The organism is uncultured Bacteroides sp. (assembly GCF_905207245.1).
GTDB lineage: Bacteria > Bacteroidota > Bacteroidia > Bacteroidales > Bacteroidaceae > Bacteroides.
Window position 1 is genome coordinate 26,750 of record NZ_CAJLKP010000032.1, and the last position, 26,135, is coordinate 52,884.

Sequence of the window (26,135 nt, forward strand, 5' to 3'; positions counted from 1 at the left end):
GATATGAGAAAATGCCTATGTTTTTATATGAATATTCTATTTTTTTTGCCTATGTTTTTAGACTGTTTTCTATTTATTTTGCCTATGTTTTTAGTTTAAACTTATATCTTTGTAGTTGAATAACAATGCTTTCTATGTTTAGAAGAGATATTTATAAAAAAATGCAGGAATGGGCGGAACGTAAAGGTCGTAAACCATTGGTGCTACGCGGTGCCCGCCAAGTTGGGAAAACGACTGTAGTTAATGAGTTTGCGCAGCAATTCGAGAACTATCTTCACTTGAATCTTGAACGTGAAGAAGATGCACGATTATTTTTGAGTACAGATAAAGTACAGGAAATAGTCAAGATTGCTTGTTTCCAAAAAAATATCCTTTTGCGTGAGGGGCGGACATTGCTTTTCATTGATGAGATACAAAATGTGCCTAAAGCAGTGGCTTTACTGAGATATTTCTATGAGGACATGCCGGAATTATATGTAATAGCTGCCGGTTCCCGTTTACAGTCCCTACTTAAAGAACGGATATCTTTTCCGGTGGGGAGAGTGGAGTACATGCAGCTTGCTCCTTGTACGTTCGGTGAATATCTGACAGCGATGGGAGATGAACAATATCGTACGGCAATAGATAAAGTGAATTTACCGTCTGTGCTGCATGAAGAAGCAATGTCCCGTTTTCATCGTTATGCTCTTATAGGAGGAATGCCCGAAGTGGTGGCGGATTATGTAGTGAATGGTGACCTTGTGCGTTTGAAATCTATTTATAATTCCCTTTTGAAGGGTTATAATGAGGATGTTGAGAAGTATGCTCCCACTCAATTGCAAACGCAGGTTATTCGCCATATCCTTAAAACGGGTTGGAATAAGGCGGGACAGACGATTAAATTAGGAAATTTTGGAGAGTCTAATTATAATTCTAAAGATGTGCGTGAGGCTTTTGGCATTATGGAGAAAACCTTTATCCTAAACTTGGTTTATCCTATTACGGCAGTGTCTGCTCCGGCATTACCAGCTTTGAAACGTGCGCCTAAACTAATGTGGCTGGATACCGGTTTGGTTAATTTTGCGGCTAACATCCAAACTGAGTTTTTGCATGACCGTACTTTAATGGATACGTGGCAGGGAGCTGTGGCTGAACATATTGTTGGGCAACAATTGCGTGTGTTGTTAGATGATTTATATATTTCAGATTTATATTTTTGGGTGAGAGACAAACAAGGTTCCAATGCAGAAACTGACTTTGTATGGCAAAATGGCACGCAAATTATTCCTATAGAAGTGAAATGTGGAAACAATGTTCATCTGCGTTCCCTGCATTCGTTTATAGACTTGTCAGGTGGAAATCTGGCTATCCGTATTTGGAATGGTGGATATTCTGTGGACGATGTGAAGACTGCTTCCGGCAGGGTATTCCGACTGATAAACCTTCCTTTCTATTACGTAGGAAGTCTGCAAAGAGTACTGGAGTTGAATCTATAGTATCGATTATCATATGGGTATTATTTTTGTTCATAGCCACAAAGGTAATACAATAAATCGTATTTGGTCTGCGTGATGCTTCATCCGGTTCATATTGGTATTGTTTGGCTGATATTTCATACAAATGCTACACAAGACCACTTTCCGGAGACATTTTCTTACCGAACAGGTATCCGAGTAGTACTGTGTGTGTCTTAATGCGTTGATAACAAGTGATATATCTCTTCGAGTGAACAGCAAACCGTATCGTTGACCGTACATGATATAATAATATAAAGAAAAAAAGAGGAATATATAAATATATTTTTCCTACATTTCCGGTTTTGAGTTGCCTCATATATGTTTTTAGCCATCATCTTCCATGCTCTATCATCACCACTGAAGAGTTACTTAATGCATTATGTTGTTTCATTTTGATTAGTTACTTAATATTTAAACCAAGGTATTCTTCTCTTTTTCTTGATTTCCTCTTCCTTCGTCTACGTCCTCTTCTCTTCTGTATATATTGGATATTTTCTCTTAGCAGATTCGGTTCATTCCCGTTAAATAGACTATTTAACCGAATTTATACCGAGTATATACCGAGTTTGTACCGAATTTGATATATACACAACCTCTTTCAATGATTTCTGAATAGTAAGTGCTGATTTAAAATTAATTCAAGAAATGCGAATAGAACCCTATCATTTTATGTCATATTTTTTAGTTAAGTAACTAATCAAAATAAAGCCGCATAATGGCTAAAGTTAATACTCAGTCGTGTTCCTATAGCCGCCAAAGTCCTGTTGGTGGCATAAAAAAGCGATTCCATAAAGGACATAGCTTTCCGTGCAGATATGAGATTCGTCACCATAGAAGAGGTCGATCGCTCCTTTTATCAAAAAGATCATGCTTTTGCTTGGATTAATAAAGGCAAAATATAAACTTTGCAAACGGAAATGAGCCGTTATTTGGTAAGTAATTCTATCGCAACACTATGTTCTATAATGGATAACGTATTTCTCACTTCTGACTTTGTGTTTTCTGGCAGTAGAAATTAGCTTACGATTTTCCCTGTCGACCTTCTCATTCTCGAAGGGTTTCAGATAAGTTTCCATTCACGGACATTGCACCGCAGGATATCTTCTATCTTCTTTCAATTCGTCAATGACCTCCGCCATATACAGCGAAGGGTCCATCCTTCCGTCATCTTTTTCAATCCTTTTTGTATTCATTACTTTTATCATTTAAAGTTGCACACTACGAAGTGAGTCCTGAAAACAGGAACCACAAGCGTAATGTTTGTGAATACAAAGTAAAGAAAGTGGGGGGAAAGAGAAATTAAACAATTCCGCTAGCGAATTATTTCCTTCTTTTCAGACCTGCTCGTATTCTGCTCAAAGATTGTGGTGTGATGTATAAGTACGATGCAAGATGTTTCAGTGGAACATCTTGCAATAATTCCGGGTTCTCTTCCATTAAAGTCAGATAACGTTCCTTGGCGCTGGGGGTGCCATATGCCACAGTATAACCATCAATAAGCAGGACTTCCTGTTCAAAAATCTTTCTGCCGAAATTGGCTAATGCAATAGATTTATTGAAGAGATCCTCCAGTGTGGACTTAGCAATGCAGTAGGCAGTACTTTCATTTACAGATTCAATATTAACCAAAGATACTTCGTTGTTGACGTATCCCCAAGAACAAAAGGCTATCTCACCTGTTCCGGCAAACCAGAGAGAACTTTCGGTTCCATCCATCATGTAGTAAGAACGCCAGATACCTTTCTTTAGAATGTAGAAATTGGTATTACGTTCCCCTTCTTTTACAATTGTTTCCCCTTTGCCGAAATGATATTCTGTCATGTGTGACAAAAGTTCACGCAGGCTTTCTTCCGGGAGTCTGTATCTTTGGCAGAATTTCTTTATCATCGTTTCCATGTGGCAAAGATACTATATTTTTTTTGCGCTTCCTTTTCGCTTTTATATAAATAATGAGTATGAAGAGGGTGGTGAGTAACTCTGCCAATGGGGTTGCCAGCCAAATGCCCGGATTGCCAAGGAGTAGGGGAAGACCGAAGAAACAGACTGTCAATAGGACGAAACCGCGTAGTAGAGTGATGATGGTGGCATATCGTGCCCGTTCCACGCTTTGGAAGTATCCGATGGAAACAATGTTGACGGCGAAGAATACGAACCCGGTAGCATAGAGAGGAAGTCCTTTGCTGGCTATTTCGTAAGCCGGATAACTGCGCTCAATGAACATAGAGACAATTTCCGGGCTGAACAATGCTGTTATCAGCGCAAAGACTGCACCGCAACCGATGGCTGTTTTCAGTGCCAGCAGATAGGCACAGCGGACGCGGGTTTCTTCGTGGAGTCCATGATTGTAACTGATGATGGGTTGTGCCGACTGGGCAATGGCATTGTACACCATAAATATAATAGGAAAGAAGTAACAGGCAATGCTGAATGCTGCCACACCTTCTTCTTTCAGATAGTGTATAAATACGATATTGCCGACAAACATCATACAGGCAATAGCGACTTCGCACAGGAATGCGGAGGAACCCAAACGGCACATATAGCCTATGTTACGGCGGGTCAGTTGCATACTTTTGCGGCTTAGTTTCACTGGGTAAAAGTGTAGGGTACATTTGCGACGGGAGAGGTAGACGATTATCATCAGTGCGCCAACCGTAGTACCGATGGCACTGGCAATGGCTGCGCCGAACATTCCCCAACCAAAATGGAAGATGAACAGGTAATCAAGAATGATATTCAGGATGGCAGCCACTACGTTGCACATCATAGCAAAGTTAGGCGAACCGTCCAGTCGCAAGAAGAACATGCCTGAGTTGAGCAGGGCAGTAAATGCCGAGAACGGGACAAACCACACCATATATTCTATTGCCAATGGGGCCAGCCGTTCCGAACCGCCCAATAGCTGCACTACCTGCGGAGCAAAGCAACAGAATAGGGTAGAGGTTGTTAGCAATAATAGTGAGGATATGACTATAGATTGTGTGATATTGATGCGGGCGGCTTTCACCTTTCCATGAGATAGGTGGATGGATGCCACAACAGATGCTCCTACACCAAACATTAATCCGATGCCGGTGGAGAATAACCATAACGGTGACACAATGTTTACTGCTGCAAGTGCATCACTACCGATACCTCTTCCTACGAATATACCGTCTGTAATTACAAATAAGGCAGAAAATATCATGCCCAGTACAGTAGGAAGTAATAATTTGCGGAACAATGCCGCGATGTCCATGTTTTTAAAATCAATGCTATCTTTTTCCATAATATGTATGTTAGTTACGAGATACAAGTTACGGGCTACGGGGCCTAAATCGTCTGCAAAAGTAGCGCATTTCTATAGGACAGTGATTAACAATTGGTAATTTACGACAGAAAAGTGAAGAATAATTCTGCCAAACTGACAGCATTCCTGCCAAGCAATAAAATTACAACCCCTCTGAACAATTTGGCACGACGTTTGTCTTTCTATTGGCGTCTGCTGCTGAGGCAGACGAGATGAAACTTGAATAATAACAAATAAAATAGTAACGATCATGGGAAAAATTATTGGTATTGACTTAGGAACTACAAACTCTTGCGTTTCCGTATTTGAAGGAAACGAACCTGTAGTAATTGCAAACAGTGAAGGAAAACGCACTACTCCGTCTATCGTAGCATTCGTAGATGGTGGCGAGCGTAAAATAGGTGACCCTGCAAAACGTCAGGCTATCACGAACCCGACGAGAACCGTGTTCTCAATCAAACGTTTCATGGGTGAATCATGGGATCAGGTACAAAAAGAAATAGCCCGCATGCCTTATAAGGTGGTGAAGGGTGACAACAATATGCCGCGTGTAGATATAGACGGCCGTCTGTATACTCCGCAGGAAATTTCAGCTATGATTCTTCAGAAAATGAAGAAAACTGCTGAGGACTATTTGGGACAGGAAGTGACGGAAGCTGTTATCACCGTTCCGGCTTACTTCTCCGATTCTCAGCGTCAGGCTACCAAAGAAGCCGGTCAGATTGCCGGTCTGGAAGTGAAGCGTATCGTGAACGAACCGACAGCCGCTGCATTGGCCTACGGTATCGATAAAGCGAACAAAGATATGAAGGTTGCCGTATTCGACCTTGGTGGTGGTACATTTGATATCTCTGTCCTTGAATTCGGTGGTGGTGTGTTCGAAGTTTTGTCAACGAATGGTGATACTCACCTCGGTGGTGATGACTTTGACCACGTAATCATCAACTGGTTGGTAGAAGAATTCAAGAACGACGAAGGTGCTGACCTAACTCAGGATCCGATGGCTATGCAACGTCTGAAAGAGGCTGCTGAAAAAGCTAAGATTGAATTGTCTTCTTCTACAAGCACTGAAATCAACTTGCCGTATATCATGCCGGTAGGTGGTGTGCCCAAACACTTGGTTAAAACTTTGACCCGTGCTAAGTTTGAAGCTCTGGCTCATAATTTGATTCAGGCTTGTCTGGAACCCTGTAAGAAGGCTATGTCTGATGCTGGTTTGAACAATGCTGATATTGACGAAGTAATCCTTGTAGGTGGTTCTTCTCGTATTCCGGCTGTACAGAAGCTGGTTGAAGACTTCTTCGGTAAGGCTCCTTCCAAAGGTGTGAACCCGGATGAAGTAGTAGCTGTGGGGGCTGCTGTGCAGGGTGCTGTATTGACGGATGAGATTAAAGGTGTGGTATTGCTGGATGTTACTCCGCTGTCTATGGGTATCGAAACTCTGGGTGGTGTAATGACAAAACTGATTGATGCGAATACCACTATTCCGTGTAAGAAGAGTGAGACCTTCTCTACGGCTGCCGACAACCAGACGGAAGTTACCATCCATGTATTGCAGGGTGAACGTCCGATGGCTGCACAAAACAAATCTATCGGTCAGTTCAATCTGACAGGTATTGCTCCGGCACGTCGCGGTGTTCCTCAAATTGAGGTAACGTTCGATATCGATGCTAACGGTATCTTGAAGGTATCTGCCAAGGATAAAGCTACCGGTAAGGAACAAGCTATCCGTATCGAAGCTTCCAGCGGTTTGAGTAAGGAAGAAATCGACAAGATGAAGGCTGAAGCAGAAGCCAATGCAGAAGCTGATAAGAAAGAACGTGAAAAGATTGACAAGCTGAATCAGGCTGACTCAATGATTTTCACTACTGAAAATCAGTTGAAAGAGTTGGGTGATAAATTGCCGGCTGATAAGAAGGCTCCGATTGAAGCTGCTTTGCAGAAATTGAAAGATGCTCACAAGGCACAGGATTTGGCAGCAGTAGATACTGCCATGGCAGAATTGAACACTGCATTCCAAGCTGCAAGCGCTGAGATGTATGCACAGAGTGGTGCCCAAGGTGGTGCTCAGGCTGGGCCGGACATGAATGGTGGACAACAAGCTGGTGGTGCTCAGAATGGCAGCAAGCATGATAGTGACGTGCAGGATGCTGATTTTGAGGAAGTTAAGTGATTATTCGCATAATTTAAGCAATATATTAAAAGGGAAAAGCTGTAAATCTATGATTTATGGCTTTTCTCTTTTTTGATACCTTTATTTCTTTTACAAGAATAAATCTATAATTTTATATCTGATATTTTGTCTTACATGATAATTTATTTACCTTTGATTGAAGAAGACATTCATAACCTTAATATATAAAGAAAAAGACATGAACAAATCAATTAACTACTGTAGGAAATTTAAGGCATTATCGTTTACTTTCCTACTATCTTTTACGCTATCCTGTCTGCATGCGTATGCAGTAGAAGAAAGTAACATTGGAACAACGCAACAAGAAACTAAAATTGTCGATGTAGTAAAAATCAATCCGGCTGCGGTTGACATCTTGTTTTCCAACCATCAACGTATGACACTCGACTTCTACGGAGAGAACATTTTCAGAATGTTTCAGGATAATTCGGGTAGAATGCTCCGGGATCCGGAAGCAAAACCTGAAGCTAAAATCCTCGTAAGCCAACCACGTAGGGACGTATCGCAATTGGATGTTATAAACAATGCCGGTTCCGTTTCCATCACTACCGGGAAGATTAAAGTAGAGTTCGATAAAAACACTACATTGATGAAAGTCACTAATCTTGAAACAGGAACTACCGTGTTGGAACAGGCTGAACCCATTCTTTTTGATAAAGAGAGAGTCACTCTGAAATTGAAAGAGACCCCGCAGGAGTATTTCTTTGGCGGTGGTGTGCAGAATGGACGTTTCTCGCACAAAGGCAAAATGATTTCTATCGAAAACCAAAATAGCTGGACGGATGGCGGTGTAGCATCCCCCAATCCATATTATTGGTCGACAGGTGGTTACGGCTTGATGTGGTATACTTTCAAAAGAGGAGTTTACGACTTTGGAAGAGAAGAGAAGGGCATTGTGAAGCTGTTTCATCAAACGACTTATCTTGACCTCTTTATTATGGTCAGTGATGGTGCCGTGCCTTTGCTGAATGACTATTACCAACTGACTGGGCATCCTGTGCTGGTACCGAAGTTTGGTTTTTATCAAGGACATCTGAACGCCTATAACCGTGATTACTGGAAAGAAGATGAAAACGGCATCCTGTTTGAAGATGGGAAACGCTACAAAGAAAGCCAGAAAGATAATGGAGGTATCAAAGAATCGTTGAACGGAGAAAAGGATAACTACCAATTCTCGGCACGTGCTGTGATAGATCGCTACAAGAAACATGACATGCCACTCGGTTGGCTGTTGCCTAACGATGGCTACGGGGCCGGTTACGGTCAGACGGAGACATTGGACGGAAATATTCAGAACTTGAAGAGCCTGACAGATTATGCCCATGGGAATGGTGTGGAAATTGGTCTGTGGACACAGTCCGACCTTCATCCTAAAGAGGGCATCAGTGCTTTGCTGCAACGTGATATCGTAAAAGAGGTGCGTGATGCAGGTGTACGCGTGCTGAAAACCGACGTTGCCTGGGTAGGTGCCGGATATTCCTTCGGACTGAACGGTATTACAGATGTAGCACAGATTATGTCTTACTATGGTAACGATGCCCGCCCTTTCATTATTTCTCTCGACGGTTGGGCAGGTACACAACGCTATGCCGGCATCTGGTCGGGCGACCAGACCGGAGGTGTCTGGGAGTACATCCGTTTCCACATCCCGACATATATTGGTTCGGGGTTGTCGGGTAATCCCAATATCTGTTCTGATATGGACGGTATCTTCGGTGGAAAGAATCCGGTAATCAACACCAGAGACTTCCAGTGGAAAACCTTCACACCCATGCAGTTGAATATGGACGGATGGGGAGCCAATGAGAAGTATCCTCATGCTTTGGGCGAACCGGCCACTTCTATCAATCGCTGGTATCTGAAACTGAAATCGGAAATCATGCCTTATGCTTACAGCATTGCCAAAGAATCAGTGGACGGTCTGCCTATGATACGGGCCATGTTCCTGGAATATCCCAATGCTTACACGCTGGGTAAAGCCACTCAATATCAGTTTCTCTATGGTCCGTATTTTCTGATAGCACCTGTTTATCAGGCTACAAAGGCAGATGAACAAGGCAACGACATTCGTAACGGCATCTATCTCCCTGAAGGCGAATGGATAGATTATTTTTCCGGTGAAATATATCAGGGCGGACGCATCATCAATAACTATGCTGCACCACTCTGGAAATTACCCGTATTTGTGAAGAAAGGAGCCATTATCCCCATGACATCACCCCATAATAATGTCAGCGAAATAGACAAAAAACTGCGTATATATGAACTTTATCCTTGCGGACAAAGCGCATTCACCGAGTATGATGATGATGGAACGACTGAAGAGTACCGCTTAGGTAAGGACGTAAGTACAGTGATTGAATCCGACGTCAACGCTAAAGGCGATGTTACAGTTACTATTCATCCGGCTCAGGGTGATTTTGATGGTTTCGTAAAAGAGAAAGCCACCGAGTTCAGGATTAATGTCACCGAAAAGCCTAAAAAGATTTCGGCAACTATTGGCAAGAATAAGATAAAACTCACAGAAGCAGGCAGCATGGATGAATTTCTCCGGAAAGAGAATGTTTACTTTTACGATGCCCGGCCAAACCTGAATAAGTTTGCCACCAAAGGTAGTGAGTTCGAAAAAGAGGTTATCACCAAGAATCCTCAACTTCTCGTCAGATTGGCTATTTCTGATATTACGGCAGCTCCGACAGTACTCAAGATAAATGGATTTGTATTTGCCCCGGCAGACACTCATCTGCTATCCTCGGGTTCGCTGGTTGCTCCTCAGGCACAGGTGACGGAAGAAAACACAGCAGCCTATACTCTGAAACCGACTTGGAACAAGGTAGACAATGCCGATTATTATGAAATCGAGTTTGACGGCATGATCTACAGTACTATAAAAACCACAGAATTGTTGTTTGACGGCCTGAACGTGGAAACTGATTATAGCTTTAAAATACGCGCCGTGAACAAAGAAGGACAGTCCGACTGGTCATCTTTCAGCGCCACTACCAAGAAAGATCCGCTGGAATTTGCCATACATGGTATTGTGGGCGAGACTACCGCTGCTAATCAGGGCCGTTCGCTTCGCCGCCTGTTCGATTTTGAGGAAGGCGAATTGTGGCACACCAAGTATAATGAAAAGGCTGTTCCCTTTGACCTGATTATGGATATGAAATCTATTAACCAAGTTGAGAAATTCCACTACCTGCCTCGTGAGAATGCCGGAAACGGAACACTGCTGAAAGGCACTGTTTACTATAGTATGGATAAAGAAAACTGGACCGAAGCGGGAGCTTTCGACTGGAAGCGCGATAATGAAGTGAAGATATTCACCTTTGCCCAAACTCCTACCGCCCGTTATATTAAGATGAGTATCTCTGAGGCTGTGGGCAATTATGGTTCGGGACAAGAAATTTATGTCTTCCGGGTGCCTGAAACGGAAAGTTATCTGCCGGGCGACATCAATAACGACAAGCTGGTTGACGAAAATGACCTGACTTCCTATATCAACTACACAGGACTGAGACGTGGTGATGCAGACTTTGAAGGATACATCAGTAATGGCGATTTGAACCGTAACGGTTTGATAGATGCCTACGACATCTCTGTGGTTGCCACGCAATTGGATGGTGGTGCCGATGCCGTGAGAGGTGAGAAGGTGGAGGGAAGTCTGGGCATCAGTACACCCAAACAATCTTATGCCAAAGATGAAATTGTTGAGGTTCTTGTGAAGGGTATCGGTCTGCGTTATGTGAATGCCCTCAGCTTTGCGCTGCCTTACAATCCTGCCGATTATGAGTTTGTAGGCATACAACCATTGGGTATGAAGGAGATGGAGAATCTGACCAATGACAGACTCCATACCAACGGTACCAAGTCATTGTATCCTACGTTCGTAAACATAGGAGAACGTGAGACGCTTGAGGGAGACAGTGACTTGTTCATTATCAAGCTCAAAGCCAAGCGGAAAGTAACTTTCAACTTGAAGGTGATAGATGGATACTTGGTAGATAAACTATTGAATGTGCATGCGTTCTAAGAAGAAACGGGATATTTTATAGAAAAAGGTGCGTCAGGAATTAATCTGATGCACCTTTTTCTATTTGTAGGAATCAAGTAAAGACATTTTCCCCCTTGGGAGTAAAGAGACTATTGGCGCAGACTCCTGAACTCCATAGCTGCATCAAAACAAGGACACTCTTCCAGCCAGGATTCCGGTTCTACCTGTGAGTTGGCATTCGCCATTTGAGGTAAATCTCGATGTCCGCAGATGTGGCATTGGGGAAAGTCGACGAGAAGTGTTTTGAGCAGGACTGTCATGGAGTGTTTTTGCCATTCGGTGCGCGTATCCTTGGGTGCTCCATGACGGTTGAGACCGCCTTCATAGCATATGGCAATGCTGCTGATATTATGTCCTCTGGCATGTGCTCCAGGCTTTCGGATAGGACGTGTGCTCTTTATGTCGCCGTTCTTCCGGATATAATAATGGTAACCAATACCGTTTAATCCACGTTGCCGATGCGACTTTTCTAACTCCATTTCTGTTAATGTATCATTTTCTTTTGTTGCAGAACAATGAATAACTATCAGATGAATTGTTCTCATAGGTGTTAAATGTTTTGTAAGGTGAATACTCTGTCTATTCATCGTAAGAAAACAATATGTTTAAATCAATGTTCACGTTTGCAAAAGCTTATTTGATGTTTTTACATTCTTTTGCTTATTAGCTATTGGTGTACCGATTGTTGGAAATATTTCCTGTCGGAAACTTTTTCCTTATTTTTTTCTTCGCCAATCGATAGGGTTTTTCTGTTCTGAGCAATCTTATAAGTAGAAAACAAGAATTGTTCACCTTTAAAATCATATGAAGATGAAAAAGTTAGTTGGAATTACAGTCGGGTGGTTGATGGCATTTTTGCTGTTGGGCGTTTCACCTCTATGGGCACAGGACGAAGTTGAAAGTTATTTCACTATCACAGGGGTGGTGAAGAATAAGGATAACAAGCGGAAGCTGGAAAACGTGAATGTGTCTGTTCCCGGTACGAATATCGGAACTGTTACAAATGCGGACGGTGTGTTCTCTCTGAAGATTAAGGATGCGGAAGTTGTTCATGGATTGGAAGTTTCCCATATCGGATATCTTAATACTCAAATCTCCCTGAAAGAAAATAAAGATGTATCCAATTTGACAATCTGGATGCTGCCTGCCCCTAATCTGCTGAGTGAAATTGTAATCTTCGGCAATAATGGCCGGGCTCTTGTGGAAGAGGCTATCAAGAAAATTCCGGTGAATTATGCCGCAGATAAAAACCTGCTGACTGCATTCTATCGGGAGACTGTGCAGAAGAGACGCCGTTACATCAGTGTATCGGAAGCTGTTATAGATGTGTCTAAAACAGCCTACAGTGACCGTGACCCGGCGGGTGATAAAGTGCAGTTGCAGAGGGGTCGGCGCCTGTTGAGTCAAAAGACGAGCGATACGCTGGCTGTCAAAGTAGTGGGAGGACCTAATCTGTCTATCTATCTGGATATTGTGAAGAACGGAGATGCATTGCTGAGTATGGAAAATCTGAATTATTATGATTTCCATATCGAAGAACCTGTAAACCTAGACAACCGTATGCAGTATGTGGTAAGCTTCCGCCCCAGAGTCAGCCTGATGTATGCGTTGTTCTACGGGAAGCTCTATATCGATTTTGAGAAACTGGCATTCACCCGTGCGGAGTTTTCACTGGATATGCAGAATAGGGTGAAAGCTGTGGAAGCTATTCTCCATAAAAAGCCTCTCGGACTGCGCTTCAGACCGCAGGAAGTTTCCTATCTGGTGACGTATAAAGAAAAGAATGGGAAGACATACCTGAACTATATCCGGAATGAAATCCGCTTCAAGTGCGACTGGAAAAAGCGTTTGTTTTCTTCAAGCTACACAGCATTTTCTGAAATGGTGGTGACGGACAGAAAGGAGAATAACTTCGCGGCTATTCCCAGTAAAAAGGCTTTCAAGGAAAAACAAGTGTTCTATGATATGGTAGACGAATATTGGAACGAAGACTTCTGGAATGCATACAATATTATTGAACCTACAGAATCTCTGGAGCATGCAGTGAGCAAATTGAAAAAGCAATCACGTTAGATTTCAGATAGTTTTGCTTATATTTGGAGACCAACAATAATTCCGGGATATGCTGAATGAACTGTTCATACTGACTAAAATAAAAGAGGGCGATATAAAGGCGTTTGAGGAAATCTTCCGCCGTTACTATTCCCCTCTTTGCTGGTATGCCGCAGGTATTACGGGAGAGATGGAGGTTGCCGAGGAAATAGTGGAAGAACTGTTCTACGTCTTTTGGAAAGACCGGGAACACTTGCAGATTTTCCAGTCTGTAAAGAGCTATCTATACAAATCAGTGCGTAATGAGGCTCTCCAATATTGCCAGCACAAGGAGGTGAAAGAACGGTATCGCGAGTATGTATTGGCGGGCAATGCCACGGAACCGGTTTCCGATCCTCACCGGCAATTGGAGTATGAAGAGTTACAAGGGGTGATTCGCCACACACTTGAAAAACTGCCCGGACGAAGGCTCCGGATTTTTGAAATGCATCGCATGGAAGGAAAGAAATATGCGGAGATTGCCTCGCAACTCTCTCTCTCCGTCAAGACGGTAGAGGCTGAGATGACGAAAGCACTCCGAACCTTACGAAATGAAATTGATAATTATATTCTTACGAAATGATTGAACTGAATAAAAATAGGACAAAGACGGATGAGGCATGGGAACGTTTGTATGCCCGTTTGGATGAAGACCACCTGCTGACAGAGGTAGGGAGGGGATGGGCAGTGCGCCGCAAACTTCTTCTGCAATGGGGAATGTTGGCGGCTGCTGTGATTGCAGGCTTTGTCTGGCTGGCATCTGCCCTGTGGCTTGTGCCGGGAAGTGAAAACATGGACCTTAACCTGGTGACACAAGAGAATCGGGAAGCATCTACACTGGTCACTACCCTTGAAGATGGTTCTGTGGTTTATCTGGCAAAAGAAAGCACTTTGCAGTATCCCGAACATTTTGCTACGGATAAAAGAAAAGTGAACTTACAGGGAGAAGCCTTCTTCGACGTGGCGAAAAAGCAAGAACAAACCTTTCTGATTGAGACGGAAAAGGTGCGGATAGAGGTATTGGGCACGGCTTTCAATGTCCGCAGTCATGAAGATGGTCCTTTCAAACTGTCTGTACGGCGGGGCAAGGTAAGGGTGTCTATGAAACAAGGCGGACAAAGCGTGCTTGTGAATGCAGGAGAAACTGTTACACTACAGGCGCAACAGTTGCAACTGAGCGAGACGGCAGATTTCGACGCATTCGGGCGTTATACCCGGAATATACGTTTCAAGGACGAGTGCCTGGAAGACGTCTTGAGGGTAGTGAATACGGAAGCCTCTGCCTTGCAGATAAAGACCAGTTCATCAGCTTTAGGCAAACGGAAGCTGACTATTGAGTTTGAAGACAGTTCGCCCGAAGCAATGGCTGAACTGATTTGCTGGGCACTTACTTTGAAGTGTTCCCGTGAAGGGGATAAGTTGATTCTGTCCGAACGATAACCTCAAACATATAAAACAATGAAGCCGCATCGTTTCCTCATCATCCTTTTAGGACTGCTCCTCGTCATCGGTAGCATGAAAGCAGAGGGGGGAGATGTGCTGGACCGTATCATCAGGCTGCCCCGAGCGAAAGGGACGGTATATGCGTTGTTGGGGAAAGTCTCGGAGCAATCTGGATACCTTTTTGTGTATGACAGCAAGATTGTGAACAATGATGCGGTAGTGAAGACGAAAGGGAAAAAGTGCACTGTCCGGCAGGCAATTTACGAAATAATAGGTAATAAGAGATTAGAACTTAAAGTTATAGGGCAGCATATCCTGATTCTGCCTCCTGCGGAAAAGATTGTAAGAACAGAAAAGGTGGCAGAAATACCTCAATCGTTTTTCTTCACTATCACTGGCACTTTGAGGGATAAAGAAACGGGCGAACCTGTATCCAATGCTTCCGTAATAGTTCAAGGAACTTCAATAGGTAATATTTCAAATAAAGATGGGGAATTCCGGCTTCATTTGCCGGATTCCCTGAAAAACAGCAGTCTCTCTTTTTCACATTTGGGCTATATGGCGCAGACTATTGAAGCGGCTACGCTGGTTGGTCGTGACAATGTGCTGAATCTGGAGCCTAAAGTAGTCCCTTTGCAGGAAGTATTGATAAGGCTGGTGGAACCCAAGAAATTACTGCGGGAAATGCTGGAACGCCGGGAGGATAATTATTCATTGGAACCTATTTATCTGACTACGTTCTATCGCGAGGGGGTTCAGTTGAAGAATAAATTCCAAAGCCTGACGGAAGCTGTCTTCAAAGTATATAAGACTTCTTTGAAAGAAAAGAATGCGTTCGACCAAGTGAAGCTGTTAAAGATGAGTCGTATTGACAACCGGGAAAGTTCTGATAGTCTGGTAGCTAAGATAAGAGCCGGCATCCAGGCCTGCCTGCAACTGGACATAATGAAAGACCTACCGGATTTCTTCTCTGTTGATGAATTGAATAATCCCTATGTATACACCTCCGGCGATATCACATTCATAGACGACCGCTGCGTTAATGTGGTCTATTTTGAGCAAAAGAGCGATGTCAAGGAACCGCTTTATTGCGGAGCGCTGTATATCGACTCGGAAAACGGGGCTTTGGTACAGGCCCGTATCGAGATGCAGCCCAAATACATAAAGAAAGCCACACGGATTTTCGTGGTCCGGCAGGCGCCGAAGGTGAATCTGACAGCTCAGAAAATAGAATATACCATCTCCTATAAGCCTTGGAACGGGACTTATTATATTCATCATATCCGTGGCGACCAGTATTTCAGGATGAAGCGGAAACGTGCTTTCTCAAGCAATCCCATTTTGCACACATGGTTTGAGATGGTGACATGCAGGGTAGATAATGAGAATGTGACTCGTTTTCCGCGTGCCGAAAGGCTGCCGACACGTACGGTTCTTGCCGAGGAAGACTTCAGGTATGACAAGAACTTCTGGGAGGATTTCAATGTCATTCCACTGGAAGAGGAACTCAGTAAGATTATAGAGAAAGTAGCGTTAAAGATAGAAAAAATAGGTCCGCAAGAAGAATAATATAATTCGGATAGTTGTAATTTTGCAGCCTGAATCAATAAGTATTAGTATAGAAATGGAATTACCTAAAGACCCAATGATGCTTTTCAGCTTCATCAATACGAAATTGCGTGATTGTTATTCTTCACTGGATGAACTCTGCGATGATATGAATGTCAATAAAGAAACGATTGTAGGGCTGTTGCAGTCGGCCGGATTTGAATATAGTGCAGAGCATAACAAGTTCTGGTGATTTTCGGTGATTATTTCTTCTTCCGGTGTTCCTTCTTTAGGTAGAAGTTGAATCCGGCGTATATTTGTAGCGTACCGAATCCGTTGTTCAGGGAAAAATTGTCCCGGTAGTAATCATATGTTCTGCCCAGGAACGAAGTACCTACGAAGTATTTACTGTTGTTGTATACCACGCCTGCCCGCAATATAAAGTCTATATTGAAGTTCTTGTACCAATCACTTGGCTCTTCCGCCGTCTTTTCAATACGCGAAGTCTTATAAGCAACCGCCGGACAGAGCGACAGGCAGGCAAGGCAGTTGCGTGCAAACACCCAGTTGTAAGCATAGCCGAAGTTGAGGCTGATGTTTGTGTATTTTATGTGCCTTACTTTCATACCGGGATTCATCGTTTCCTGAATCACTTCGGGCAATTTTGTATAATCGAACTTCAGATTGTGTGTAGACACGGAGAGTCCGGCTATGAGCGAACCCGCATTTCGGCGCTGGTTGGTGGACTGGCTGAAAGCTGCCGGATAAGAAAAGTGCCGGTTATTGAAGATATAGTATAGGTTCATCCCTTTCATATTCACTTTCAAACCGTTGAAGTCTTCGGAGTAATTGGAAGGAATGCGGTCTGAGAAACCTGTCACATTGTGTATCTTATAATCGTTTCCTGTGCGGCGATAGAATATATCCACACCTAACTTTGAACTATAAAGGCTAAGGTCAAATTCCGTTCCCCTGTTTTTACCACTTTTCTTTCCGATGAGTCCGTCTGTGTCTACAGACCAACCTAAGAATATCCAGCGCCAACCAAAATAAGCACCTATTTTATTGCGAGGGTTGGGAGTGAAACGGAGCCGTTGGGGCTCGGGGGCGGAAGTGCCTACGGAGTAATACTCGTAGTTGGTGAAATGGTCCAGCATTAAAGCGTAGTTGTAGCGGTTGGGACTTATGTAGGTTGTATCAAAATCATTAAAATTGAGGAACTTCTTTATTGCTTTCATGAAGCCTCCCTGTTGCTTTCCGGTGCTGAGGCTATCATATACAATAGAGTCGTTCTCTCTGTTTTGAGCAAACAAAGCGAGCGGCAACAACATACACAACCAGACGACAAAGCCTTTCAACATCAACCTTATTTTAAATTAATTCTTCATACTTCTACGCTATAAACAAAGTAAAAAAGAAAAAGTGCAATCATTCTATTTGCGAATTTAACGGTTCTTTTGCATATATCCAATAATCTCGCAGGTTTGTTTCATTCTTGTTTTTGCTATGTTATTTTTTAACAGGAGATGCTTGGGTAGTTAACAAGATTGTTATGTCTATTAAACCATGTTATAAAAGTGCCTGTTTGGGCCTGATAATTTGGAGTTATCCTCAAAGTCCGTATCTTTGCAATGTGTTTTTCATAGTATTAGATTTAAGGTTAACAAAAAGATTGGCTGTCTGGGATAGATAGCCTTTTTTTATTGCCATATATGAAGGGCATATAGATAAAATGCTGATAATGTAATATTACCTATGACAATAAATTAAAAGAATATGAAACTTTGGAAATATAGTGGGACATTTCTTGTTATAACAGGACTAATCCACACGATTTATGCACTACTGCTTGGAAAAGAGGATTTTGCGGACATGATAAAAGATGGATTCATAAACTCCACAGGTGATAATTATAACCGTGCATTCGCCCTTTGGTTTTTAGTGTGTGGAATTATACTTATTCTTTGGGGGCAAACACTTCAATACTATATTAAAAAGGAGCATAAACCTGCACCTCTGTTTTTGGGGTATTGCATTTTGGTATTTACTGTAGTAGGGTGTATTGCAGAGCCTATTTCTGGTTTCTGGCTTTTTTTACCACAAGCATTGATAATAATTACTGCAAATAGAAAAAGGTAGATATATTGAAATGAAACTAAGTTAATAGCAACTACAAAACGATATAGAACTTTATACTCCTCTTCGGGCTAAATAGGATTGTTATTAATTTGGCCTTCTTTGTCATAGCTTTTAATCTCAAATTCAAACGTTGCGCTAAATGGTGGAAGTATGATTACTATGGCGATTGCAGCGTATGGAGAGTAGTTAAGGAATAGAAAACGAATTAAAAAAAGAGAATATAATGAATTATAAAGACAAGGCGATACATTGTGTCAAGGATACGATATTGCCAATGCAAAGAAAGCAATTTGAAGAATGTGGTTGCTGTTTAGACGAACAGTACAAACGATATGGGAATACAGAATGGCTTTTTGCGAAGACAATTGAAGAAGGACACATTTATGAAATTGGTTACCCGGCATGTGTTTGTCCGGAGGTGGTAAGCGGAAAAATAAAAGACGTATCACATTGTGAATGTTCTCGCCAGAGCGTATTGTATATTATCGGAAATTTGTTGCCCGATAAAAATATCAGCGTGGAAATAATTGAAACCGTTTTGAGGGGCGCAGAAAAATGCCGTTTCAAGGTAACTGTGGAGTGAGTGGGGAAACGTGTAAATCTGAGTGCATGAATAGACGTTGAAAAAGTTAAAATACATGCATACAGTCTTTTGTGAGAGTGCTAAAAAGGGACGTTTACTCTCTGTAAAGTAACTTTTTGGAAATGGTTTATTTTTCTCTTTTAGAAGTATATCTCTGCAGCTGAGAAATATTGATTATTAATCGTGCTTATGTAGGCTTATATGCTATTTTTTGATTTAAAACAAAAAAACAATGAAACAAGAAGTTTTATTCCTTTTACTGAATGATTATGCCGACTGGGAAGGCGCATTCCTATCTATTACTTTAAATGCCGGAGTAATGCCGGGCAGTGAAGTGAAATACATCCCCAAAACAGTAGCCCCAACTCTGAACGAAGTACGTTCCATAGGCGGTTTCCGTACTTTGCCTGATTATAGTTTCCAAACCATGCCTGCTGATTATGCTGCATTGATATTGATAGGTGGCATGCAATGGCAATCACCCGAAGCTGAACTGGTTGTCCCCATTGTGCAAGAGGCTTTGCAACGTGGGAAAATTGTCGGAGCTATTTGTAATGCTTCTGCATTTATGGCGGCACATGGCTTCTTGAATAATGTGAAGCATACCAGCAACACGCTTCCGTATCTGAAACAATTTGCGGGTGAGCGATACACCAACGAAGCCGGGTATCAGGAAAAGCAAGCTGTCAGCGATAAGAATATCGTGACTGCCAACGGCACGGGACATTTGGAATTTACTCGGGAATTACTACTTCTTTTAGAGGCTGACAGTCCGGAAAAGATAGAAGCGGCTTACGATTTTTATAGAAATGGCTTTGTGAGGTAACTTGCGAAGTTATATCTTTTTTAATAACATGACTACACTTTTTTTGAAAAGATAATTCAGAAATTATCTTGATAACAGTAGAATAAATATCAAAGAAATAAAAAAATGAATTTATATTTTAGTCTAATAATCAATACCATTTCATAACTGTTTGAACTAAATAATTGTTTTTTGTAAAAGCAGTGATACCAGCACTCTTAGGATTCTAAAAGTGCTTTAAACCAGTAGTCATACAGCGATTTGTCACGTACCATCCCTCGCTGTATGACGTTGTGTACTGTAGGAATATTGATGTCTACAGAGCTGTCACTATATAATTCATCCTCATAAATGGTGAGTCTTACTTCCGTATCTCCTGTCGGACGTTCAATCAGCAAGAAACTTAAATGCCGATTGTATCTTTTGTATTTTTCAATCCCTATAAATTCAGCAGTGATGACTCCTGAAGCTTTATCACTGCTTGAAATATAGCATCCTTTCGCTTGTAGACGTTCCAAAAGGTAGGGATAAAGTGTGTTGAAATGGTCTGAGTAGACACGTTTTGTTAAAAGGGTAATTTCTTCTTCTGATAAGGGCTCTGTGCTTTTCTTAGAAGAAGTGACGGATACAGCGGCAACGCCTCCTACCATAGCGGCTCCGCAAGATGAGAAGATACATAGTGCAATGACGGCACTTGTTAATAAAGTTATAGTTTTCATGTAGTTGCTGTTTTAAATAGTTTCTGACCTTATGCTACAAATATATAAATATTTTCTGTCTTTTCCTTTTTTGGAGTCACGGACTTTTTAGTATTTTTGGAGTAAAATTAAAATGCCACGTGGCAATGAAGGTATACATTGTCCAAAAATATAAATTTATGAATAGGCTAATCGTTTTTCTTTTTATCGTTGTTGCAACATTCTTGCTATATGGTTGTGGCAATTCGCAAACTCTGAAAGAGGGTGTAAATTATTATTTTGATTCGAAAAATGGGAATGATGATAATAATGGGTTATCCGAAGAGACAGCCTGGAAAAGTATTGATAAAATAAGAAGTGTCCGGTTGGAAGCAGGTGATAGTCTATTATTTTGTCGTGGTTCTGTTTTTTCCGGTATTCTTGAGATAAGTGTACAAGGCCGTTCCGATTGTAGATTTGTCATCGATGCTTATGGTAAAGGCAAGAAACCTTGTATTACTGCTCCCGACAGCTCATTATATGCAGTCTGCATTAAAAATTCAGACTATGTGACGTTGCAGCACCTTGAAATTATCAATAAAGGGACTGAACGCATGGCCCACCGTACGGGAGTAAAAGTGGTATGTGAGAATTATGGGACATCGCATAATGTGATTCTTAATGCTTTGGATATTCATGATGTGAACGGAAGCCTGGTTAAAAATGAAGGTGGAGGTTCAGGTATTTTGATTTATAATAAATGGAATAAGGATAGCATTGTTTCTGTCTTTGATAGTCTGACTATTGAAAATTGTGCCATACGCCGATGTGAGCGTAATGCTATAATCTGGAGTGCTCCCTGGAGCCGGAAGAACTGGCATCTGAGCACAAATACCGTTGTGCGAAAGAATCTTATCGAAGAAGTTCCTGGTGATGGAATCGTTCCTATAGGTTGTGATGGAGTTTTAGTGGAATATAATCTGATGCGCAACTGTACGGACCTTTATTCAATATAATTACAGCCACCATAATGAAGGAGGCTTCATCCTGATTTGCAATGCCGGAAAGGGAGAAACTGATCCTGAAGATAACATTGGAAATATAGGCACTGTTGTCCGCTATAACATAAGTATAAACGATGCAATTCGCACACGCAAAACACGTGTAGGCATCTTTTCACCTACCATACATATCGCTGGCCCCTGTGAAAATACCCGTATTCATAATAATATTCTGCACGCCAACGTAAAACCTGCCAGCCATATTGACCGGAAAATGATTACAGCCGATTCATGGGGTGGTTATGCTGACAATACTACTTTTGTGGAGAATGTTTTTTATGCTCCCGAAGTTTCGGCATTTAATCTCACGAAGTCCACTCGTAATATCTTTGACGGAAATTATTATCTGGGTTCTTTTGCCGGAAAACCGGAAGATAATCAGGGACATGATACATCAGCTTATTATTGCTCACTTCTTGAAAAAAATATGGAGGGCTTCGGTACTCTTTCCCATTTATTTGAAGAAGTGGAAGTAGGAGATGGAGCGGCGACTATTAAGGCCGTTAAAAAAGAGGCTGTTCATGAATTCTTTGAGAAGATGAAGTGATTTTATTAGGCATGGTTTCGCAGGACAATAGAAGAATTAGTACCTTTGTATGCGAATACTAATGCGTTCCACCATAGGGAACATTGCGTCCCTTCATAAGGTACTTTTCGTCCCTCCATAAGGGAACGCAAAGTTCCTTATGGAGGGACGAATAAGCTTTCGTTATCTTAGTCTTTAGTCCTTACGAAAAAGCGCCTTAGCCTTCACAGGTAATTTGATTAATCAATTAAAGAAAAGAAGATTATGAGCGCTTATTACGACCTCTTTGAAAGTCCCGACGTACAACACACCGGAGAACCTCAACCTTTGTATGCCCGTTTTGTCCCCAAAGGCACTATGGGGCAGGAAGAATTTATTGACCGTGTCCATCGTTTCACGGGCATTAGCCATAGTTTGCTTCAAGGAGCAATGAAGGCTTTTACGGACGAACTGCGTGATTCCCTCGCCAATGGCTGGACTGTGGAGTTTGGCGAACTCGGATATTTCACTCCCTCTCTGAATAGCCGTCGGGTGATGGATAAAAAAGAACTTCGTTCGGCGTCCGTGTCCTTACGTGGATTGAACTTCCGTCTTAGCAAACCGTTTTTCCGGGGACTGAATGAAAAGATTTCCTTTGAACGCAGACCCGCTCAGGAAGCATCTTCTAATGCTTCCCGCGTTTTGTCCAAAGAAGAATGTTTGAGACTCTTACAGGAGTATTTGCAGAAGTATCCTTGCATTAATCGTGCGCAATATTCACAGTTGACCGGACGCAGTCGCAAACAGGCGATTGTGGAACTGAATGCTTTCATACAGGGAGGAGTGCTGGCGAAGCATGGGATGGGGAAGACGGTGGTATATGTAATTTGCAGGTAATAGTTGTAATTTCTAAGACGAACACTACTATTTAATTTTTATTTTCTAGCTTTTTTAATATGTCAAACCGTTTGTTTTTTATTCTTTGTTTCTTCGTATGTTTCTTGATATTTACTTCTTGCAGTAGAGGAGAACAGGTAAATCAACGATTACTTCGTGCTAAAACTCTAATGAATTCCTTCTCGGATAGTAGTTATTTAGTTTTGCAAAAAGTCCGATGTGGCAAAGATTATCTACAAGATTTGCCCAAGGAACGGAAGGTACGGTTCATTTCTTCCCTGGTAAAGTGGTGGATCCAGAGAGTAAATATTATTACCCATTAAATAAATTATAAAGATGAAGAATGTAAATATAGAAAATCTTACCGTTAATTTAGTCGTAGAAGAGGCTGGTATACGTGTAAAATCAGATGTTGGAAATATTCTGTTAGTTAATCAGGATATAGATAATGTAGCTGAACTTATCAGAAGTAATTTTAAGATTGTGGAAGAATATTATGAACAGCTCGTCAATAGGACAGATGAAATCATTAATATGTTAGATATATATTATTTGAGTCTTTCTATTGTATTGCATTATTTATATCTATATAATTTTTGGAGGACAAATTATAAAAAGCAAGAAAATAGAAGTTTAAAATTTAAGGAGGAGGATTTTAATCATCCATCAACTCATGATATAATATTTCATTATTTCAGATTAAAGTATCCGACAAGTTGGAAAATACAAAGTGCAGTCTTGTTAGGAGTAGGATTGGATGAAGTTGAGAGATATTACAAAGAAAGAGAAGAATTTTATAATAAATAATTATGGAGTCTTATGTACGTATTAATCTCCGTTCTGCCAACCGTGTCATCCAACTTTAACCAAAATGCTGTTGAGCAGATAATCATAAGTGAAATGTTTCGGGTTGATTTAGAAATAGATTGAAATAACGAAAAGTATAAGAATCAATGAGAAAAAAGAAAGATGTAAATAAGTAAATGTGAAGTACATTGTTTTTTTGATAAAGACTCGGTATAAAACAATCTATTTTATGAACATGAACAAAAAAGGAATTGCACTATTAAGTTTATTAATATGGCTTTTAGGATGCATACAAAGGCCGGATGATGTATATCAACGGGCTATTGGATATGTGATGCCACTTATTGATAGTGGATACATAACTGATAATTATATCCATTTGTATGAGATGGGAATGAACGATTCCAGTAGTATTTATACAATATTTGGAAGTGATTCTGTAATATCGAATTTTACAGAGTTCCCGTCTAAAATAGTGATGTCTGGTGGAAAGTATTTTTGTTTCGTAGAGTTAGATGAACCGGAGTTATCTGTAGAACAAGTAAATAGGATAACTAATTGCTACAATGACATTGGGATTGGGTATCCTAATTCTGATATTTGGTATATGGGGATTTCAAAATACAAAGATAACGGAGTACTAATAAAACAGTCACAAGATGCTTGGGATATGGTGGATTATCCGGAACTGTGGCCTTATTATTCAGGTGGGCAACCAGATAGAACAGATTTTTATATGTGGTTAGTGAGCCATGATATGGTATTGTCAAAATCGGACTCTCTGTTTACTGACAACTTCAAATTTTATATAAGAAATATTTATGGAAAAATTGAAGTTTATAATAAGAGTGATTCAACAATAATATTAGCTTCTGATGTTCCAGATAAAGCTTGTGTTGTTAGTGGGCATGATACACTTATGTTAGCACTTCGTGACTCATTGCCCTTTGAAATAGCTCCAAATAGTTTATGTGTGTTGCATTATGAAAGTGAACAGAATGATTCGTTTTTTCAGAAACTGCCCACTAAAAATACATGGATGTCTTTATATGAGTTGTTAAGTGATTCGACCTATTGTTTTCTCAAAATAAATGGAGAATCTAAAACAATCCATTTACTGCATAATGACTTTCAATCATCTAGCAAAATAGTTGATGATTCAGGAAATGTTTTGAAAAGAATATGGAATGAGGGTATCTTTGATAAAGATAAACGAAGAGCAAGATTTTGGGGGATCAGTACGGCGTCTGTTCCACCAATGGGGGGGATTTTAGAATGTATATAACTGAATTAATATTTATCAATGTATTTCTTGATTGATAAAAACTATATAGAAGTTATTGATACTGTCTTATTATAGAATAATCTTTTTTAGAATAAGACAGTATCAATAATTGCTATATATCTTAATCGCTTTTTTAAGCTAAAAGCGTGTTAAAGCTACCGAAAAATAGGAATAATTGATATTGTACTAAATGATATACTTTTTTTTATATTATTCTTATACTGCTATATTTCAAAGACTTATTAACTATAATATATCCAACTTTTTTCTACTAATATATACCTAAGTCACCGTTAAAGCACCACCTCGCTTTCACGGCATAGTATCTTTGCAACGTGATCACAAACAAAGAACAATTTATTAACCATTTAAACTTTAAGAATTATGTCTTTACGTTATGTTGTAAGAAAAAGAGTGTTTGGCTTTGACAAAACAAAAGCTGAAAAGTTTGTAGCTGAATCTCGTACGCTTGGGTTGATTGACTTTAAAGAACTGTGTGAGGAGGTGACAAAAGTTGGTCTGGTGCCGAGTGGTGCGGTGAAATTTGTGTTGGATGCACTGATTGATACCCTGAAGTTGAATATTAACAAAGGCTTTTCCGTACAATTGGGAGATTTCGGTTGTTTCCGTCCCGGTATTAATGCAAAGAGCCAGGATAAACTGGAAGATGTGACAACAAGTACGATTCGTCGTAGAAAAATCATTTTTAGTCCGGGAACCGTTTTCCAGGATATGCTACGGAATGCCAGCCTGACGCGTATGGTTGGAGAGGTAGCGGTTTCCGGTGGCACAACTCCTGACCCTGATGAAAGTGGTGAGGGAGATCTTAATGACAACCCATTGGGATAAACAAAATCAATTTATTCTCTCTGAAAATTTGATTTCGCCTTTTGAATGTTGTATCTTTACAAAATAAACCTAAACTTTATAATCATGGAAGATGAACCTGTGTTTCGCATCCGGACATATAGAAAAAAAGAATTAGCTCACCTGTATTGTCCTGATATAACCGAGCGTTGTGCCATTCGTACACTTACTCACTGGATAAAATTAAATAAAGAACTTTATGCAGCTTTGCTTCATACGGGCTATACACCCAGGGCGCGTACATTTGTTCCTAAGCAAGTCTCGATTATTGTCCGTTACCTGGATGAACCCTAAACTTTATAGTTAGGTATGTTATTAATTCATAATTAAGAATAAAGCCAACTGAGTCAATGGAACTTAGTTGGCTTTTTGACGATATTTTTGAGCCTATTTA

23 protein-coding genes are annotated in these 26,135 nt (G+C 40.9%); 18 read left to right on the top strand and 5 right to left on the bottom strand.

What is annotated here, in order from left to right; genetic code table 11:
- The first annotated feature begins 134 nt into the window (after window positions 1-134).
- Window positions 135-1,475 carry an AAA family ATPase gene (locus QZ135_RS11365; RefSeq protein WP_294609060.1) on the top strand — a complete coding sequence of 447 codons (1,341 nt, stop codon included), beginning with the start codon at window positions 135-137 and terminating at the stop codon, window positions 1,473-1,475.
- 1,341 nt (window positions 1,476-2,816) lie between these two features.
- Here QZ135_RS11365 and QZ135_RS11370 read toward each other — a convergent pair.
- Window positions 2,817-3,392, bottom strand: a complete 576-nt coding sequence (locus QZ135_RS11370; RefSeq protein ID WP_294609062.1) for a cyclic nucleotide-binding domain-containing protein — start codon at window positions 3,390-3,392, stop codon at window positions 2,817-2,819.
- Window positions 3,331-4,764, bottom strand: coding sequence for an MATE family efflux transporter (locus QZ135_RS11375; RefSeq protein WP_294609064.1), 1,434 nt, complete (start codon window positions 4,762-4,764; stop codon window positions 3,331-3,333). The genes QZ135_RS11370 and QZ135_RS11375 overlap by 62 nt, the downstream gene beginning before the upstream one ends.
- A gap of 271 nt (window positions 4,765-5,035) precedes the next feature.
- Here QZ135_RS11375 and dnaK point away from each other — a divergent pair, with 271 nt between their 5' ends.
- Together dnaK and QZ135_RS11385 are read left to right on the top strand one after the other, a co-directional pair.
- Window positions 5,036-6,958, top strand: coding sequence for a molecular chaperone DnaK (dnaK, locus tag QZ135_RS11380; protein ID WP_294609066.1), 1,923 nt, complete (start codon window positions 5,036-5,038; stop codon window positions 6,956-6,958).
- Between the two features lie 199 nt (window positions 6,959-7,157).
- Window positions 7,158-11,012: a TIM-barrel domain-containing protein gene (locus QZ135_RS11385; protein WP_294609068.1), complete on the top strand. Its 3,855-nt coding sequence runs from the start codon at window positions 7,158-7,160 to the stop codon at window positions 11,010-11,012.
- 110 nt (window positions 11,013-11,122) lie between these two features.
- On the opposite strand, the gene QZ135_RS11390 is transcribed toward QZ135_RS11385, so the two are convergent.
- Window positions 11,123-11,578: an N-acetylmuramoyl-L-alanine amidase gene (locus QZ135_RS11390; RefSeq protein WP_294609070.1), complete on the bottom strand. Its 456-nt coding sequence runs from the start codon at window positions 11,576-11,578 to the stop codon at window positions 11,123-11,125.
- A gap of 265 nt (window positions 11,579-11,843) precedes the next feature.
- Between QZ135_RS11390 and QZ135_RS11395 the strand changes: the two genes are divergently transcribed.
- Genes QZ135_RS11395 through QZ135_RS11415 form a run of 5 tightly spaced genes read left to right on the top strand, consistent with a single transcriptional unit; the run spans window position 11,844 to window position 16,368 of the window.
- Window positions 11,844-13,106 carry a carboxypeptidase-like regulatory domain-containing protein gene (locus QZ135_RS11395; RefSeq protein WP_294609072.1) on the top strand — a complete coding sequence of 421 codons (1,263 nt, stop codon included), beginning with the start codon at window positions 11,844-11,846 and terminating at the stop codon, window positions 13,104-13,106.
- A gap of 49 nt (window positions 13,107-13,155) precedes the next feature.
- Complete coding sequence (locus tag QZ135_RS11400) at window positions 13,156-13,707, top strand: RNA polymerase sigma-70 factor (protein WP_294609074.1); 552 nt, start codon at window positions 13,156-13,158, stop codon at window positions 13,705-13,707.
- The gene (locus QZ135_RS11405; protein WP_294609076.1) at window positions 13,704-14,564 is read left to right on the top strand and encodes a FecR domain-containing protein; all 861 of its coding nucleotides are present in this window, start codon (window positions 13,704-13,706) and stop codon (window positions 14,562-14,564) included. Before QZ135_RS11400 ends, QZ135_RS11405 begins: the two co-directional genes overlap by 4 nt.
- Before the next feature lie 18 nt (window positions 14,565-14,582).
- Window positions 14,583-16,136: a carboxypeptidase-like regulatory domain-containing protein gene (locus tag QZ135_RS11410; RefSeq protein ID WP_294609078.1), complete on the top strand. Its 1,554-nt coding sequence runs from the start codon at window positions 14,583-14,585 to the stop codon at window positions 16,134-16,136.
- 55 nt (window positions 16,137-16,191) lie between these two features.
- A complete protein-coding gene (locus QZ135_RS11415) occupies window positions 16,192-16,368 on the top strand; it encodes a DUF4250 domain-containing protein (RefSeq protein ID WP_007213229.1) in 177 nt (58 codons plus the stop codon).
- Window positions 16,369-16,378: 10 nt separating this feature from the next.
- Here QZ135_RS11415 and QZ135_RS11420 read toward each other — a convergent pair whose 3' ends face one another.
- On the bottom strand, window positions 16,379-17,476 hold the full coding sequence (locus tag QZ135_RS11420) for a DUF4421 domain-containing protein (RefSeq protein ID WP_294609079.1): 1,098 nt from the start codon (window positions 17,474-17,476) through the stop codon (window positions 16,379-16,381).
- A 415-nt stretch (window positions 17,477-17,891) separates the two neighbouring features.
- On the opposite strand from QZ135_RS11420, the gene QZ135_RS11425 reads away from it, so the two are divergent.
- The 3 genes from QZ135_RS11425 (at window position 17,892) to QZ135_RS11435 (ending at window position 19,663) form a co-directional block, all read left to right on the top strand.
- Window positions 17,892-18,254 carry a DUF6463 family protein gene (locus tag QZ135_RS11425; protein WP_294609081.1) on the top strand — a complete coding sequence of 121 codons (363 nt, stop codon included), beginning with the start codon at window positions 17,892-17,894 and terminating at the stop codon, window positions 18,252-18,254.
- A 223-nt stretch (window positions 18,255-18,477) separates the two neighbouring features.
- A complete protein-coding gene (locus tag QZ135_RS11430; protein WP_294609083.1) occupies window positions 18,478-18,837 on the top strand; it encodes a hypothetical protein in 360 nt (119 codons plus the stop codon).
- 232 nt (window positions 18,838-19,069) lie between these two features.
- Entirely contained in the window at window positions 19,070-19,663 is a 594-nt protein-coding gene (locus tag QZ135_RS11435) for a type 1 glutamine amidotransferase family protein (protein ID WP_294609085.1), read from the top strand.
- Between the two features lie 197 nt (window positions 19,664-19,860).
- Here the strand turns inward: QZ135_RS11435 and QZ135_RS11440 are convergent, their stop codons facing one another.
- Complete coding sequence (locus tag QZ135_RS11440; protein WP_294609087.1) at window positions 19,861-20,361, bottom strand: hypothetical protein; 501 nt, start codon at window positions 20,359-20,361, stop codon at window positions 19,861-19,863.
- 158 nt (window positions 20,362-20,519) lie between these two features.
- On the opposite strand from QZ135_RS11440, the gene QZ135_RS11445 reads away from it, so the two are divergent.
- From QZ135_RS11445 to QZ135_RS11475, 7 genes are all read left to right on the top strand, one after another.
- Window positions 20,520-21,335 carry a hypothetical protein gene (locus tag QZ135_RS11445; protein ID WP_294609089.1) on the top strand — a complete coding sequence of 272 codons (816 nt, stop codon included), beginning with the start codon at window positions 20,520-20,522 and terminating at the stop codon, window positions 21,333-21,335.
- A gap of 259 nt (window positions 21,336-21,594) precedes the next feature.
- Window positions 21,595-21,927: a hypothetical protein gene (locus QZ135_RS11450; RefSeq protein WP_294609091.1), complete on the top strand. Its 333-nt coding sequence runs from the start codon at window positions 21,595-21,597 to the stop codon at window positions 21,925-21,927.
- Window positions 21,928-22,170: 243 nt separating this feature from the next.
- Window positions 22,171-22,782: a DNA-binding protein gene (locus QZ135_RS11455; RefSeq protein WP_294609093.1), complete on the top strand. Its 612-nt coding sequence runs from the start codon at window positions 22,171-22,173 to the stop codon at window positions 22,780-22,782.
- Window positions 22,783-23,118: 336 nt separating this feature from the next.
- Window positions 23,119-23,589, top strand: coding sequence for a hypothetical protein (locus tag QZ135_RS11460; protein WP_294609095.1), 471 nt, complete (start codon window positions 23,119-23,121; stop codon window positions 23,587-23,589).
- Between the two features lie 229 nt (window positions 23,590-23,818).
- The gene (locus tag QZ135_RS11465) at window positions 23,819-24,874 is read left to right on the top strand and encodes an Imm65 family immunity protein (RefSeq protein ID WP_294609097.1); all 1,056 of its coding nucleotides are present in this window, start codon (window positions 23,819-23,821) and stop codon (window positions 24,872-24,874) included.
- Between the two features lie 384 nt (window positions 24,875-25,258).
- Window positions 25,259-25,723 (top strand): DNA-binding protein, encoded by a 465-nt coding sequence (locus QZ135_RS11470; protein WP_294609099.1) that lies wholly within the window; start codon window positions 25,259-25,261, stop codon window positions 25,721-25,723.
- 84 nt (window positions 25,724-25,807) lie between these two features.
- On the top strand, window positions 25,808-26,035 hold the full coding sequence (locus QZ135_RS11475; protein ID WP_009128717.1) for a DUF4248 domain-containing protein: 228 nt from the start codon (window positions 25,808-25,810) through the stop codon (window positions 26,033-26,035).
- Window positions 26,036-26,135 lie beyond the last annotated feature (100 nt).